Origin of the sequence: Candidatus Desulfofervidus auxilii, assembly GCF_001577525.1 — a bacterium.
Taxonomy (GTDB): domain Bacteria; phylum Desulfobacterota; class Desulfofervidia; order Desulfofervidales; family Desulfofervidaceae; genus Desulfofervidus; species Desulfofervidus auxilii.
The window spans coordinates 465337-479582 of the sequence record NZ_CP013015.1 but is presented as its reverse complement, the minus strand read 5'-3'; the positions used below and the strand labels follow the sequence as shown (position 1 = coordinate 479582).

Annotated in this window: 11 protein-coding genes and 5 tRNA genes; all 16 read left to right on the top strand. The window is 39.6% G+C overall.

The window, feature by feature from the left end; translation table 11 throughout:
* The first annotated feature begins 4 nt into the window (after nucleotides 1-4).
* Entirely contained in the window at nucleotides 5-931 is a 927-nt protein-coding gene (gene metF / locus HS1_RS02555; RefSeq protein WP_066060596.1) for a methylenetetrahydrofolate reductase [NAD(P)H], read from the top strand.
* Nucleotides 932-1069: 138 nt separating this feature from the next.
* A tRNA-Thr gene (locus tag HS1_RS02550) sits at nucleotides 1070-1145 on the top strand.
* Nucleotides 1146-1156: 11 nt separating this feature from the next.
* Nucleotides 1157-1241: transfer RNA gene (locus HS1_RS02545), tRNA-Tyr, on the top strand.
* Nucleotides 1242-1245: 4 nt separating this feature from the next.
* Nucleotides 1246-1322: transfer RNA gene (locus tag HS1_RS02540), tRNA-Gly, on the top strand.
* Between the two features lie 3 nt (nucleotides 1323-1325).
* Nucleotides 1326-1401, top strand: a tRNA-Thr gene (locus HS1_RS02535).
* 20 nt (nucleotides 1402-1421) lie between these two features.
* Nucleotides 1422-2621, top strand: coding sequence for an elongation factor Tu (tuf, locus tag HS1_RS02530; protein WP_066060581.1), 1200 nt, complete (start codon nucleotides 1422-1424; stop codon nucleotides 2619-2621).
* 6 nt (nucleotides 2622-2627) lie between these two features.
* On the top strand, nucleotides 2628-2780 hold the full coding sequence (gene rpmG, locus HS1_RS12735) for a 50S ribosomal protein L33 (protein ID WP_082757560.1): 153 nt from the start codon (nucleotides 2628-2630) through the stop codon (nucleotides 2778-2780).
* Between the two features lie 6 nt (nucleotides 2781-2786).
* Nucleotides 2787-2863 (top strand) — tRNA-Trp (locus HS1_RS02525).
* 15 nt (nucleotides 2864-2878) lie between these two features.
* The gene (gene secE, locus HS1_RS02520; protein ID WP_082757559.1) at nucleotides 2879-3151 is read left to right on the top strand and encodes a preprotein translocase subunit SecE; all 273 of its coding nucleotides are present in this window, start codon (nucleotides 2879-2881) and stop codon (nucleotides 3149-3151) included.
* 1 nt (nucleotide 3152) lies between these two features.
* Nucleotides 3153-3707 carry a transcription termination/antitermination protein NusG gene (gene nusG / locus HS1_RS02515; protein WP_066060594.1) on the top strand — a complete coding sequence of 185 codons (555 nt, stop codon included), beginning with the start codon at nucleotides 3153-3155 and terminating at the stop codon, nucleotides 3705-3707.
* Nucleotides 3708-3732: 25 nt separating this feature from the next.
* The gene (gene rplK / locus HS1_RS02510; RefSeq protein ID WP_066060592.1) at nucleotides 3733-4158 is read left to right on the top strand and encodes a 50S ribosomal protein L11; all 426 of its coding nucleotides are present in this window, start codon (nucleotides 3733-3735) and stop codon (nucleotides 4156-4158) included.
* Between the two features lie 11 nt (nucleotides 4159-4169).
* Complete coding sequence (gene rplA, locus HS1_RS02505) at nucleotides 4170-4874, top strand: 50S ribosomal protein L1 (protein WP_066060590.1); 705 nt, start codon at nucleotides 4170-4172, stop codon at nucleotides 4872-4874.
* Nucleotides 4875-4976: 102 nt separating this feature from the next.
* The gene (rplJ, locus tag HS1_RS02500) at nucleotides 4977-5507 is read left to right on the top strand and encodes a 50S ribosomal protein L10 (protein WP_066060588.1); all 531 of its coding nucleotides are present in this window, start codon (nucleotides 4977-4979) and stop codon (nucleotides 5505-5507) included.
* Nucleotides 5508-5512: 5 nt separating this feature from the next.
* Nucleotides 5513-5905, top strand: a complete 393-nt coding sequence (gene rplL / locus HS1_RS02495; RefSeq protein ID WP_066060586.1) for a 50S ribosomal protein L7/L12 — start codon at nucleotides 5513-5515, stop codon at nucleotides 5903-5905.
* A gap of 76 nt (nucleotides 5906-5981) precedes the next feature.
* The gene (gene rpoB, locus HS1_RS02490) at nucleotides 5982-10106 is read left to right on the top strand and encodes a DNA-directed RNA polymerase subunit beta (RefSeq protein ID WP_066060585.1); all 4125 of its coding nucleotides are present in this window, start codon (nucleotides 5982-5984) and stop codon (nucleotides 10104-10106) included.
* Complete coding sequence (gene rpoC / locus HS1_RS02485; protein WP_066060584.1) at nucleotides 10103-14236, top strand: DNA-directed RNA polymerase subunit beta'; 4134 nt, start codon at nucleotides 10103-10105, stop codon at nucleotides 14234-14236. Before rpoB ends, rpoC begins: the two co-directional genes overlap by 4 nt.
* Nucleotides 14237-14246: the final 10 nt, after the last annotated feature.

The following is a 14246-nucleotide window of genomic DNA, read 5'->3' as shown; positions in this document are numbered from 1 at the left end:
CTTCATGCGGGTTAAAGATATTCTTAATGACACAAAGATTTCTTTCAGTTTTGAATTTTTTCCTCCTAAAACAGATACTGGTTGGAAGCAACTTTTTGATACCATCTCAGAGTTGATGCTTCTCAAACCTTCATATGTAAATGTTACCTATGGGGCTGGTGGATCGACGCGGGACCGGACTTACAACCTAGTGACCCAAATTCAGAGAGAAACAGGTTTGACTGTAGTATCTCATCTTTCATGTATTGGTTCTACTAAAGAGGAAATTAGGTCAATTCTTGAGAAGTATAACCAAAGTGGTGTGGAAAATATTCTGGCTTTAAGGGGTGATCCCCCTAAAGGAGAGAAATTGTCTTCACTTAAAGGTGATTTTAAATATGCAGCCGATTTGGTAGCCTTCATCAAAAAACACTTCCCTCATATGAGCATCGGTGTTGGCGGTTATCCTGAAGGACACCCTGAAACTCCCAACCGTCTTAAAGAAATAGAATACCTTAAGGCAAAGGTTGATGCTGGGGCCGATTATATTGTTACACAGCTTTTTTTTGACAATAGAGACTTTTACGACTTTTGCGAAAGGTGTGAATTGGTAGGTATCCATGTCCCCATTATTGCAGGAATTTTACCCATTACCTCTTATCAAGGAATGATCCGCATGGCAGAATTAGCTGCTGGCTCTCGCTTACCGGCTCCTCTGTTAAAGTCAGTTATGCGGGCAGAAAGCGATGAATATGTGGAAAAAATAGGAATTCATTGGGCAACAGAACAAGTTCGTGACTTAGTTGACCACAATGTTAGAGGAATCCATTTTTATACTCTCAATAATTCTAGACCTATATTTAAAATTTATGAATATTTGGGTGTTAGAGATTCTATCCAGCTTTCAGCCCAACCTGGGCACATTATCAGAAGGGATACCAAAGTTGAATAGAAGACAATAAAGATTTTTAATCCCATGGATGAAAAAATGCATATGTCCTAAAACATTGACGAATAATTTTTCCTATGATAAAAACAGGTAGTTAAGGTCTTGCTTTTTAGGGTTAAATAGTTTAAATTACAAGTTTGTGCTGGCGTAGCTCAATAGGCAGAGCGGCTGATTTGTAATCAGCAGGTTGTGGGTTCAAGTCCCTCCGCCAGCTCCAGAGGTGAACATGGAGGGGTTCCCGAGTGGCCAAAGGGGACGGGCTGTAAACCCGTTGGCTCTGCCTTCGGAGGTTCAAATCCTCCCCCCTCCACCAGTGAGCGGGAGTAGCTCAGTTGGTAAGAGCATCAGCCTTCCAAGCTGAGGGTCGCGGGTTCGAATCCCGTCTCCCGCTCCAAGGGCCCACGTAGCTCAGACGGTGGAGCACTTCCTTGGTAAGGAAGAGGTCACCGGTTCAAGTCCGGTCGTGGGCTCCATATTTTTAGGGAGGTAGTAGATGGGGAAACAGAAGTTTGAGAGGAAGAAGCCACATATAAACATAGGCACTATTGGTCATATAGACCATGGTAAGACTACTTTGACAGCAGCAATAACTCAGATATTGGAAAAGCAGAAGTTAGCCAAATATATTCCCTTTGAAGAAATAGACAAGGCACCTGAAGAGAAGGAGAGGGGGATTACTATAGCCATTGCCCATGTAGAATATGAGACAGATAAGAGGCACTATGCTCATATAGATTGTCCTGGGCATGCAGATTATATTAAGAACACTATTACTGGTGCAGCCCAGATGGATGGTTCTATATTGGTAGTAGCTGCGGATGATGGTCCCATGCCTCAGACCAGGGAGCACATATTGCTTTCCCGGCAAGTAGGAGTGCCATCCATAGTAGTATTTATAAACAAAGTAGACATGGTAGAAGATGAAGAATTAATTGAATTAGTGGAATTAGAAGTAAGGGAGCTTTTGAGCAAATATGAATTTCCTGGTGATGAGGTGCCAGTGATAAAAGGAAGTGCCTTAAAGGCCTTGGAATGTGGATGTGGGAAGAGGGAATGTAAGTGGTGTGGTCCGATATGGCAATTATTAGATGCCATAGATGAATACATACCGCAGCCAGTGAGGCCATTAGACAAGCCATTTTTGATGCCCATAGAGGATGTATTTAGCATTAGTGGAAGAGGGACGGTAGTGACAGGTAGAGTAGAGAGGGGTATTATCAAACCAGGACAAGAAGTAGAGATAGTGGGATTAGGGCCTACACGGAAGACAGTAGCCACCAGTATAGAGATGTTCAGGAAGATATTGGATGAAGGTAGGGCAGGTGATAATATAGGAGTATTGTTAAGAGGGATAGGGAAGGATGAGGTAGAGAGGGGTATGGTATTAGCGGTTCCTGGCAGTATTACTCCTCACACTAGATTTAAGGCTGAGGTATATGTATTGACCAAAGAAGAAGGTGGGAGGCACACACCATTTTTTCCAGGATACAGGCCGCAGTTTTATTTTAGGACTACTGATGTGACGGGGGTAGTGAGTTTACCTGAGGGAGTAGAGATGGTGATGCCTGGAGACAATGTGAATTTAGAAGTGAGTTTATTAGAGCCTATTGCCATGGAAGAGGGATTACGATTTGCCATTAGAGAAGGTGGGCGGACAGTTGGAGCTGGAGTGGTAACTAAAATATTGGAGTAATGAGCAATGCGTGTTATAATAAGTTTAGCCTGTACTCAGTGTAAACGGAGGAATTATACAACCGTTAAAAACAAGAAGAATACACCAGAGCGTTTAGAGTTGAAAAAATATTGTCCATTTTGTAGGAGACATATAGCTCATAAGGAAGTGAGAAAATAAAGACGCAGGCCAGTAGCTCTAACGGCTAGAGCACCGGACTCCAAATCCGGGGGTTGGGGGTTCGAATCCCTCCTGGCCTGCCATTTTGTTGCCTGAAGATGCCAAAGAAAAAGAGAGAGACAAAAAAGGAAACAATAAAGGTGCCAGGAGAGGTTTTAAAGACATTTAAGGGTTCTAGCCTGAATTGGTGGGGGCAGACAAGGCAGTTTCTGCGTGAGACAAAGGTTGAGTTGAAGAAGGTTACTTGGCCAAGTAAAAAAGAATTGATAGGTTCTACGGTAGTGGTTATTATTTTTGTGTTGCTTATAGCAGCTTATTTTGGGATAATTGATTTAATTTATACTACTATAATAGGAAAGTTTCTGGGTTAAGATGGCCTTTAAATGGTATATAATTCATACTTATTCTGGTTTTGAAGAAAAAGTGAAGGATTGGTTAGAAGAACGTGTTCAGAATGAAAAAGATGAGAGGGTAAAACGTTGTTTCAAAGAAGTTTTGGTTCCCACGGAGAGAGTAGTAGAGATGGTTAAAGGGGAAAAAGTAACCTCAACCCGAAAATTTTATCCTAGTTATGTGTTGGTATGCTTAGATTTTGACCAGGATGAAGAAGTAAAAAGTTTACTTTGGCACTTGGTACGTCGCACTCCCAAAGTGACTGGATTTGTAGGGGGGAAGAACCCTATTCCTGTTCCAGAAGAGGAGGTAGAAAGGATTAAGTTTCAAATGGAGGAAAGAGCAAGAAAACCCAAGCCCAAATTTGCTGTGGAAAAAGGTGATCAGGTAAGAATAGTAGATGGTCCTTTTACTAATTTTACCGGAAGAGTAAGTGAAGTCTTTCCTGATAGGGGTAAAGTTCGGGTACTTATCAGTATATTTGGTCGTGAAACGCCGGTAGAATTAGACGTAATTCAATTGGCTAAAGTTTAAAAATTTTTAATAAAGAGGTTTATCGATGGCAAAAAAAGTGATTGCTTCTATTCGTTTGCAGATTCCTGCTGGTCAGGCAAATCCTTCACCTCCTGTAGGTCCTGCTTTGGGTCAACATGGTGTCAATATTATGGAGTTTTGTAAGGCTTTTAATGCTAGAACCAAGGATCAAGAGGGCACCATTATTCCAGTAATAATTACTGTTTATGCAGATCGCTCCTTTAGTTTTATCACTAAGACACCTCCAGCCTCTGTTCTTTTAAAACAGGCGGCACAGATTGTGAAAGGGGCACATACACCTAAAAAAGAAGTTGTAGGTAAAGTGAGCCGGAAGAAACTAGAAGAAATAGCTAAAAAGAAATGGCCTGATCTTACAGCAGCTACCTTTGAAGCAGCAGTAAAGACCATAGAGGGTACTGCTAAGAGCATGGGGATAGAAATTGTTGATTGAGGAGATTGCCAATGGCTAAACATGGGAAAAGGTATATTGAATTGAGAAAAAAGATTGAAGCAGAGAAGTTATATCCAGCTGAAGAGGCCATGAATTTGGTTTTAGAAATGGCTACGGCTAAATTTGATGAGACAGTGGAAGTGGCCATAAATCTCGGCGTAGACCCTCGCCATGCAGATCAAATGGTAAGAGGTGCCGTGGTTCTTCCTCATGGAACAGGAAAAAAGGTGAGAGTATTAGTATTTGCCCAAGGAGAAAAGGAAAAAGAAGCAAAAGAAGCCCAAGCAGATTATGTAGGCGGAGAAGAGCTTATAGATAAAATAAAGAATGGGTGGTTAGAATTTGATAAAGTAGTCGCTACCCCGGATATGATGAGCAAAGTGGGTAAGATTGGTCGTATCTTAGGACCTAGAGGGCTTATGCCCAGTACAAAGACAGGAACAGTTACCTTTGATGTAGCTAAAGCAGTAGAAGAATTAAAGGGTGGTAAGATAGATTTTAAGGTAGATAAAGGTGGGGTTATTCATGCTCCTATTGGAAAGGTTTCTTTTGGTAAGGAAAAACTTTTGAACAATTTAAGAACTCTTTTTGAAACTATTGTTCGATTGAAGCCTGCGAGTGCAAAGGGGACATATATAAAGGGAGTAACTCTTTCTACTACGATGGGTCCTGGAATAAAGGTAGACCCTGCTTCTTTAAAGGATTTTGCGAGTTAAGGGATTTAGGAAATGCAGACTATTGAGATTTTAGATATAATAGAGGCGCCGAGTGGCTAGATAAAACATGGTTTACTTAGTAATTAAAGAAGGAGGAAGAAATTGTTAAGCCGAACGCAAAAGGCTCATTTAGTGGAGGAAATAGGTGAGAGATTAAAGAAGGCAAAAACTGTAGTATTAACGGATTTTAAGGGTCTTAAGGTAGAAGAAATTAATGAGCTTAGGCGTAATTTACGTAAAGAAGGTGTGGAGTATAAAGTGGTAAAAAACAGTGTTATCTGTTTGGCAGGAAAGGATACACCTTTAGAACAGATAAAAGATGAAATTTGTGGTCCCAATGCCTTGGCTATTTCATATGGAGACCCTGCGACTTTAGCTAAAGTTTTGATACAATTTAGGGAAAAGAATGATAGATTCAAGTTAAAAACCGGGTTTTCAGAAGGTAAGATTTTAACTTTAGAGGAAATAGAAACATTAGCAAAACTTCCTAGTCGAGAAGTATTAGTAGCTCAACTTCTTGGAACGATGAGCTCACCCCCAAGGCAATTAGTTAATTTGCTTTATAATATTATTGGTAAATTCCTTTATTTATTAGAAGCTATAAAAAAAGAAAAAGAGAATAGGGAGGTTTAAGGAAAATGGCAAAAGAGATTACTAAAGAAGATGTAGTAAACTACATTGCTGGAATGACAGTACTGGAGCTTTCGGAGTTGATTAAAGAATTGGAGGAAAAATTTGGGGTTCAAGCAGCTGCCCCTATGCCAGCTATGGCCGTGCCAGGTGCACCGGGTGCTGCAGCAGAAGCTCAGAAAGAAGAGAAGACAGAGTTTGATGTGGTTTTAAAAGAGATAGGTAGTAATAAAATTCAAGTGATTAAAGTTGTGCGAGCTATCACTGGTTTAGGATTAAAAGAAGCTAAAGAACTAGTGGAAAGTGCACCTAAAGTAGTTAAAGAAGGTATTTCTAAAGAGGAGTCAGAAACCATTAAAAAACAACTAGAAGAAGTAGGTGCAACTGTAGAAATAAAATAAAATATGCCAATAATCAACAATCTGCTTTTGTCAAAACCCTGCAGGCATATACTTTAAATTCTAAAGGGGTAAAAATATGGGTGGTAGAGTGTCTAGTTTAAAAGAAGTAAGACGGCGTTTTGGCCGTATTAAAAAGTTTTTGGAGATACCCTATCTTCTTGAACTCCAAAAAAAATCCTATGAGCAGTTTCTTCAAAAAGATGTGCCACCGGATCAACGTCAAGATATAGGTTTGCAAGGGGTTTTTAAAGAAGTTTTTCCTTTTACTGATTATGCAGGCACTGCTGCCCTGGAATTTGTAAAATACGAGATTGGAAATCCTCGTTATGAAGAAAAAGAATGTTTAGAACAAGGCCTGACTTATGAAGCTCCCGTGCGTTTGACAGTGAGACTTGCCGTTTATGACGTGGATAAAGCGTCTAATCAAAAAACTATAAGGGATATTAAGGAACAAGAAATTTATTTTGGCACTATTCCTTTGATGACCGAAAGGGGAACATTTATCATTAATGGAGTAGAAAGGGTAATTGTTAACCAACTTCATCGTTCACCAGGTATTTTCTTTGAAATAGACAAGGCATTACGACATGTAAGGGGTAAATTGCTTTACACCGCGCGCATTATTCCATTACGGGGTTCGTGGCTAGATTTTGAGTTTGACAATAAAGGCCGCCTTTATGTTAGAATCGATAGACGACGCAAATTCCCAGTGACACTTTTTCTGAAAGCTTTAGGTTATACTAGTGAACAGATTCTAAATTACTTTTATCCCACACAAAAAGTTAGATATAAAGATGGTTTTTTCTATATTGAACTTATACCAGATTTTTTATTGGGTTCCAGATTGACCGAAGATTTACTCAATCCGGAAACCGGAGAGGTGCTAATTTCCGCTCATACTTATATTACTAGGATTCACCTGAAACAATTAGAAAAATTGGGGATAAAGGAAATTCCCATCACAGAGCAAGAATTAAAAACAAAAATTATTGCTAAAGATATTAAACATCCCAAGACAGGAGAAGTAATTGCTCATCACAATCAAGAAATAAGTGATGAGATTATTGAGAAGATTAAGAGGGAGAAGATTGAAGAAGTTGAAGTTTTGTTTATTAATGAGTATAAATATGATACTTCTTTACGAGATACACTTTTAGAGGACAAGACTCCTGACCAAGAAAAGGCCCTTTTTGAGATATATCGCCATATGCGTCCTACTAGTCCACCTACTTTAGAAGTGGCTAAAGATTTTTTTCATAAATTGTTTTTTGACCCTGAATATTACGATCTTTCTAAAGTGGGTCGTTTTAAATTAAACTTGCGGTTGGGTTTAGATATTCCTATTAATAAATATACTTTGCAAAATGAAGACATTTTAGAGGCAGTGAAAAAACTTCTAGAACTGAAAACAACTCAAGGTCCTCCTGATGACATTGACCACTTGGGTAATCGAAGAGTGCGGGCAGTAGGTGAAGTGTTAGAAAACCAATATAGAATTGGCTTGGTCCGCATGGAGAGAGCTATTAAGGAAAGAATGGCCTTACAGGAGATAGAGACACTTATGCCCTATGACTTAGTGAACTCAAAACCTGTAAATACAGTAGTAAGAGATTTCTTTGGAACCAGCCAACTTTCTCAATTTATGGACCAGACAAACCCGCTTTCAGAAGTTACACATAAACGCCGTTTAAGCGCCTTAGGACCAGGGGGACTGAGTAGGGAAAGAGCTGGTTTTGAAGTAAGGGATGTGCATCCATCTCATTATGGACGGATTTGTCCTATTGAAACCCCCGAGGGTGCCAACATTGGTCTTATTGTTTCTTTAGCTACCTATGCCAGAGTAAATGAATTTGGATTTATTGAGACCCCTTATAGAGTTGTAGAGAATAGAAAGGTAACTGATAAGATTAAGTATCTTACTGCTTTAGAAGAAGGAGATTGTCCTATTGCTCAAGCTAACGCGCTATTAGATAAAGAGGGGAGATTAGTAAATGATATTGTTTCTGCTCGTGTTCGAGGTGAGTTTGTTATGGTGAGAGCAGAAGAAGTGAAATACATGGATGTATCACCCAACCAGTTAGTGAGTGTCTCTTCCTCACTCATTCCCTTTTTAGAACACGATGACGCTAATCGTGCCTTGATGGGTTCAAACATGCAAAGGCAGGCTGTCCCCTTATTAGTAACTGAAGCACCCCTAGTAGGGACAGGGATGGAAGGAGTGGTAGCACGCGATTGTGGCCATTGTATTTTAGCTGAGGCCGATGGATTGGTGGAGGAAGTAGATGCTTCCTATCTAGTGGTAAGATATTTGGATAAGGATGGACAGAAACCATTGCATGAGTTGGTAAAGGTGTATGAGCTAAATAAATTTAAACGCAGTAATCAGAATACCTGTTTCAATCAGAAACCATTAGTAAAAGTGGGAGAAAGGGTTCATAAAGGTCAGGTTTTAGCTGATGGAGCAGCTACGGATAGAGGAGAATTAGCTTTAGGAAAAAATATTTTAGTCGCTTTTATGTCTTGGGGAGGGTATAATTTTGAAGATGCTATAATTATCAGTGAGAGATTGGTAAGAGACGATGTTTATACCTCCCTCCATATAGTGGAGTTTGAGTTAGCAGCAAGGGAGACCAAATTGGGGCCCGAAGAGATCACTCGTGATATTCCCAATGCTAGTGAGGAGGCATTAAAAAATCTGGATGAAAGTGGAGTTATTCGTATTGGTGCTGAAGTAAAGCCAGGAGATATTTTAGTAGGTAAAATTACCCCAAAAGGTGAAACGTTATATTCATCTGAAGAAAAACTCCTTAGGGCTATCTTTGGAGAAAAGGCTAGTGATGTCAAAGATTCTTCTCTAAGAGTACCCCCAGGTGTGGAGGGTATTGTCATCGATGCTCAGGTATTTTCTCGCAAAAATCAGAAGGAAAAGGATTTTAGGAGAAAGTGGATTGAAGAACAGGAGATAAAAAAGCTGATAAGATATAGGGATGCTGAGATTAAGGTTTTCAAAAAGACTGTAGAAGAAGAATTACTTAAATTATTGATAGGACAAAAGGTTGTCCAAGATTTGAAAGACTTAAGTGGGAATATCTTAATAGCCAAAGGGGATAAAATTACTTCTGAAATTTTAAATATCCCTTTACGTCGTTTAAAGGAACTCCGGTTGAGTGATGAAACTATAGAGCAGAAAATGAATAATTTGATAGATGTGTTTTTTGAAGAAGTAGATAGGATTAGAAATAGATATGAAGAGAAGATGGATAAATTAAGACAAGGTAATGAGTTGCCACCAGGTGTAATAAAAGCAGTTAAGGTGTATGTAGCTATGAAACGGAAGTTGAGCGAAGGTGACAAGATGGCTGGCAGACATGGGAATAAAGGTGTGGTGTCCAAAATTGTTCCCCTTGAAGATATGCCTTATTTAGCCGATGGCACCCCAGTAGATATAATACTTAATCCTTTAGGTGTGCCTTCGCGTATGAATATAGGGCAGATTTTAGAAACACATTTAGGTTGGGCTTCAAAAGAGTTGGGGCAAAAAATAAGAAAAATGGTAGATGATATGCAGAAACCAGAATTAATAAGGCAATGGCTTAAAGAACTCTATTCACCTGAACAATATGAACAATGTTTCGCTTCTTTGAGCGATAAAGAATTAATAGAAGTAGTAAAAAAATTGGATAAAGGTATTCCTGTGGCCTCTCCTGTATTTGATGGTGCACCTGAGGCGGAAATTAAAAAATGGTTAAAAAAATCAGGATTGTCAGAGAGTGGAAAGACCATAGTTTATGATGGAAGGACAGGTGAGCCCTTTGAGCAACCAGTAACCGTGGGTATAATGTATATGATGAAGCTCCACCACTTGGTAGACGATAAAATTCATGCTCGTTCTATTGGACCTTATTCCCTAATTACTCAACAGCCTTTAGGCGGTAAAGCCCAATTTGGTGGGCAGAGGTTTGGTGAGATGGAGGTATGGGCATTGGAAGCATATGGAGCTGCATATACTTTGCAAGAAATGCTTACTATAAAATCCGATGACGTGGCAGGTCGAACTCGAATGTATGAAAAAATTGTAAAGGGTAATAATACTTTAGAAGTAGGCTTACCAGAATCCTTTAATGTTCTGGTGAAGGAATTACAAGCCCTAGGATTAAATGTAGAATTATTAACTTCTAACAAGGGGGCAAAGGTAAAATGATATTAGAGGATGTTTATAATCTTTTTTCTAAGTTAATGGAACCTACCGATATTAAAGGAATAAAAATCGGTTTGGCCTCGCCAGAAAAAATTAGGGAATGGTCTCATGGAGAAGTAAAAAAGCCAGAAACGATTAATTATAGAACCTTCAAGCCAGAAAAAGACGGCCTTTTTTGCGCCCGCATATTTGGTCCGGTAAAGGATTATGAATGTTTGTGTGGTAAGTATAAACGCATGAGACACAGAGGTATTGTGTGTGAGAGATGTGGGGTTGAGGTTATTTCTTCTAAGGTGCGTCGGGAGAGAATGGGTCATATAGAATTGGCCTCTCCAGTGGCACATATTTGGTTTGTGAAAAGCACTCCTAGTAAAATCGGCAATCTTTTAGATTTGACAGTTCGAGATTTAGAAAGGATAATTTATTTTGAGTCTTATATTGTAATTGACCCCAAAGACACCCCACTGAAAAAAGGAGAAGTATTTTCAGAAGACCGTTATTATGAACTCCGAGCTAAATATGGTAACCACTTCAAGGCTGGTATGGGTGCAGAGGCCATTAGAGATTTGTTACGAGACTTAGATTTAGCTAAATTAGCGCAAGAGATAAAGAGCCAAATAGCAAATACTCACTCAGAGGCTACTAGAAAGAAACTTTCTAAGCGTTTAAGGATTATTAATGCCTTTTTGGAATCAGGGAATAAACCTGAATGGATGATCTTAGAAGTAATTCCGGTATTACCCCCAGACCTTCGCCCTTTGGTACCCTTAGATGGTGGCCGTTTTGCCACTTCGGATTTAAACAATTTATATCGGCGTGTGATCAATCGGAATAACCGTCTTAAAAGATTAATAGAACTGGAGGCGCCTGAGATTATTATTCGTAATGAAAAACGTATGCTTCAAGAAGCAGTGGATGTGCTTTTTGAAAATGGACGTAGAGGTAGGACAGTTACGGGTAGCTATGGTCGTCCCCTTAAGTCATTGAGTGATATGCTTAAAGGTAAACAAGGTCGTTTTCGTCAGAATTTATTGGGGAAAAGAGTAGATTATTCAGGCCGTTCAGTAATTGTTGTAGGGCCAGAATTGCGTTTACATCAATGTGGTTTACCTAAAAAGATGGCTCTAGAGCTATTTAAGCCATTTGTTTATCACCAATTAGAAAAGAAAGGATTTGCTACTACTATTAAAAGCGCTAAGAAAATGGTAGAAAAAGAAACCCCTGAGGTATGGGATGCCTTAGAAGAAGTAGTAAGGGAACATCCGGTGTTGCTTAATCGGGCTCCTACTTTGCACCGCTTAAGTATTCAAGCCTTTGAACCTATATTAATTGAAGGAAAGGCCATTCAACTTCATCCCTTAGTATGCCCGCCTTTTAATGCTGATTTTGATGGTGACCAAATGGCGGTGCATGTGCCTTTATCTGTGGAAGCACAAACTGAAGCAAGAGTACTCATGATGTCTACTAATAATATTCTTTCTCCTGCCCATGGTGGTCCTATTATTTTGCCAACTCAAGATATTGTTTTGGGTCTTCATTATATGACTAAAGAAAAAAGAGGGGCTAAAGGTGAAGGTATGATTTTTTCCTCACCCGAAGAAGTGAGAATAGCCTATGACTGCGGTGTAGTGGCGTTGCATGCTAAGATCAAAGTAAAAATAGAAGGAGAGAAGATAGAGACAACAGTTGGCCGGGTGTTATTAAAAGAGATTTTACCAGATAAAGTTCCTTTTAGATTTATTAATAAGGTAATGGCCAAAAAAGATGTGGCTAGATTAATAACTGAGTCCTATCACCGGGCGGGTTTGAAGGCTACAGTGATATTATGTGATAAATTGAAAGATTGGGGATTTGAGCAAGTCACTAAATCTGGTATTTCTATTGGGATTGATGATTTGGTTGTTCCTAAAAAGAAACAAAAAATTTTAGAAGAAGCCCATCAACAAGTTCAAGAGATAGAAGAGCAATACCGTAAAGGTTTGATTAGTGATGGTGAGCGATATAATAAAGTTATTGATATCTGGGCAAAAGTAAGCGAAGAAGTAGCGGCTGAGATGATGAAAGAACTTTCTGAGCAAGTAGTGGAAGATAAAGAGGGGAAAAAGAAAAAAATTTCTTCCTTTAATCCTATTTTTATGATGAGCGATTCAGGTGCAAGGGGTAGTAAAGATCAGATTAGACAATTAGCAGGTATGCGAGGCCTGATGGCCAAACCTTCAGGCGAAATTATTGAAACCCCAGTTACCGCTAATTTTAGAGAAGGTTTGACTGTCCTTCAATACTTTATCTCTACCCACGGTGCGCGTAAAGGTCTTGCTGATACTGCTTTAAAAACCGCTAATGCCGGTTATCTCACTCGGAGATTAATAGATGTAGCTCATGAATGCGTGGTGAAAGAAGAAGATTGTGGGACAATTGATGGTATTACGGTAGAGCCCTTGATTGAATCAGGTGAGATTATCCAGACTCTTGGTCAACGTATATTAGGCCGCGTGGCCTTAGAAGATATAGTGGACCCTTATACTGGGGAAATAATTGTGCGAGCAAATGAAGAAATAGACGAAGAAGCGGCTCAAAAAATAGAAGAATCTGGTTTAGAAAAGGCGAAAATTCGTTCTGTTCTTACTTGTCAAACTAAAGGCGGTGTGTGTGCTAAGTGTTATGGGCGAGATTTAGCTACAGGTAGGTTGGTTAATATTGGTGAGGCAGTGGGGATTATTGCGGCTGAATCTATTGGAGAACCTGGCACTCAGCTAACTATGCGGACTTTCCACATAGGAGGAACAGCGCGGAGGGCCATAGAAGAAAGCACGTTAGAAGCCAAATATCAAGGTAAGGTAAAATTTATAAATTTAAATATTGTGGAGACAAAAAAGGGTGATTTGGTAGTAATGAATAGAAATGGTGAACTAGCCATAGTGGAAGGTGGAAGAGAGAGGGAGCGTTATCCCATAATTTATGGTGCCTGTCTTAAAGTAAAAGATGGTGAAGAAGTACATCCGGGACAGCTTTTAGCAGAGTGGGATTTATACGCCTCTCCTATTCTTTCTGAGGTAAGTGGAATAGTAAAGTTTAAAGACATAATTGAAGGTGTGACTATTCAGGAAAAAATAGACCCTGTGACTAGTAGGGTAAGTAAAGTGGTAATGGAATTCAAAGGGACTTCTTATCGTCCGCGTATTTGTGTTGTAGATGAAACAGGGAATACACTTCGCACTACCACAGGTAGAGAAGCAGTGTATTATCTTCCGGTAGAAGCTCTAATTATGGTAGAAGAGGGAAAGAGAATACATGCCGGGGATATTTTGGCTAAAATCCTCAGAGAGACTACTAAGACCAAAGATATTACTGGAGGATTACCCAGAGTAGCTGATTTGTTTGAAGTAAGGAAGCCTAAAGATGCGGCTGTGATTACGGAGATAGATGGTTATATTTCTTTTGGTAAGGAAGAAAGAGGGAAGAGAAAAGTGGTGGTCACACCAGAAGTGGGTGAGCCGCGGAGTTACCTTATTTCACCAGGTGTTCATGTTACTGTCCATGAAGGAGATTTTGTGCGGGCAGGAGAGGCCCTTACTGAGGGGTCTGTTAATCCACAAGATTTGTTAAGGGTAAGGGGTATTAAAGATACAGCTAGATATCTCTTGAATGAGATACAAGAGGTATATCGGCTTCAAGGAGTTAGGATAAACGATAAACATATAGAAATCATTATCCGCCAGATGATGAAGAAGGTGAGAATATTAGAACCAGGAGATACAGAATTTGTGGTAGGAGAGTTAGTGGATAAATATGTTTTTGAAGAGGTGAATGAGAAGATTATAGCCCAAAATGGGAAGCCTGCTCAGGCAGAGCCTGTATTAGTAGGAATTACGAAGGCTTCTTTAGGAACAGAAAGTTTTATTTCGGCTGCTTCCTTCCAAGAAACGACTAGAGTATTAACAGATGCTGCTGTAAGCGGTAAGGTAGATTATTTGCGGGGATTGAAGGAAAATGTTATTGTTGGTCTTCTTATTCCAGCCGGTACAGGTCTTAAGGTTTATCGCTCTACAAATATAGAAGTGGAGCAACCCGAAATTGTGCCTGAAGAAGTGGAAGGGCAGATAAAAAAAGTGGAAGGTCAAGCTGCCTCTTAAGAGGTCTTGA

Excerpts from the sequence above, each read along its gene's own strand:
- nusG (WP_066060594.1), top strand. The coding sequence starts at position 3,153 with ATGGCCTTTAAATGGTATATAATTCATACTTATTCTGGTTTTGAAGAA.
- rplK (WP_066060592.1), top strand. The coding sequence starts at position 3,733 with ATGGCAAAAAAAGTGATTGCTTCTATTCGTTTGCAGATTCCTGCTGGT.
- rplA (WP_066060590.1), top strand. The coding sequence starts at position 4,170 with ATGGCTAAACATGGGAAAAGGTATATTGAATTGAGAAAAAAGATTGAA.
- rpmG (WP_082757560.1), top strand. The coding sequence starts at position 2,628 with ATGCGTGTTATAATAAGTTTAGCCTGTACTCAGTGTAAACGGAGGAAT.
- metF (WP_066060596.1), top strand. The coding sequence starts at position 5 with ATGCGGGTTAAAGATATTCTTAATGACACAAAGATTTCTTTCAGTTTT.
- tuf (WP_066060581.1), top strand. The coding sequence starts at position 1,422 with ATGGGGAAACAGAAGTTTGAGAGGAAGAAGCCACATATAAACATAGGC.
- rpoB (WP_066060585.1), top strand. The coding sequence starts at position 5,982 with ATGGGTGGTAGAGTGTCTAGTTTAAAAGAAGTAAGACGGCGTTTTGGC.
- secE (WP_082757559.1), top strand. The coding sequence starts at position 2,879 with ATGCCAAAGAAAAAGAGAGAGACAAAAAAGGAAACAATAAAGGTGCCA.
- rplL (WP_066060586.1), top strand. The coding sequence starts at position 5,513 with ATGGCAAAAGAGATTACTAAAGAAGATGTAGTAAACTACATTGCTGGA.
- rpoC (WP_066060584.1), top strand. The coding sequence starts at position 10,103 with ATGATATTAGAGGATGTTTATAATCTTTTTTCTAAGTTAATGGAACCT.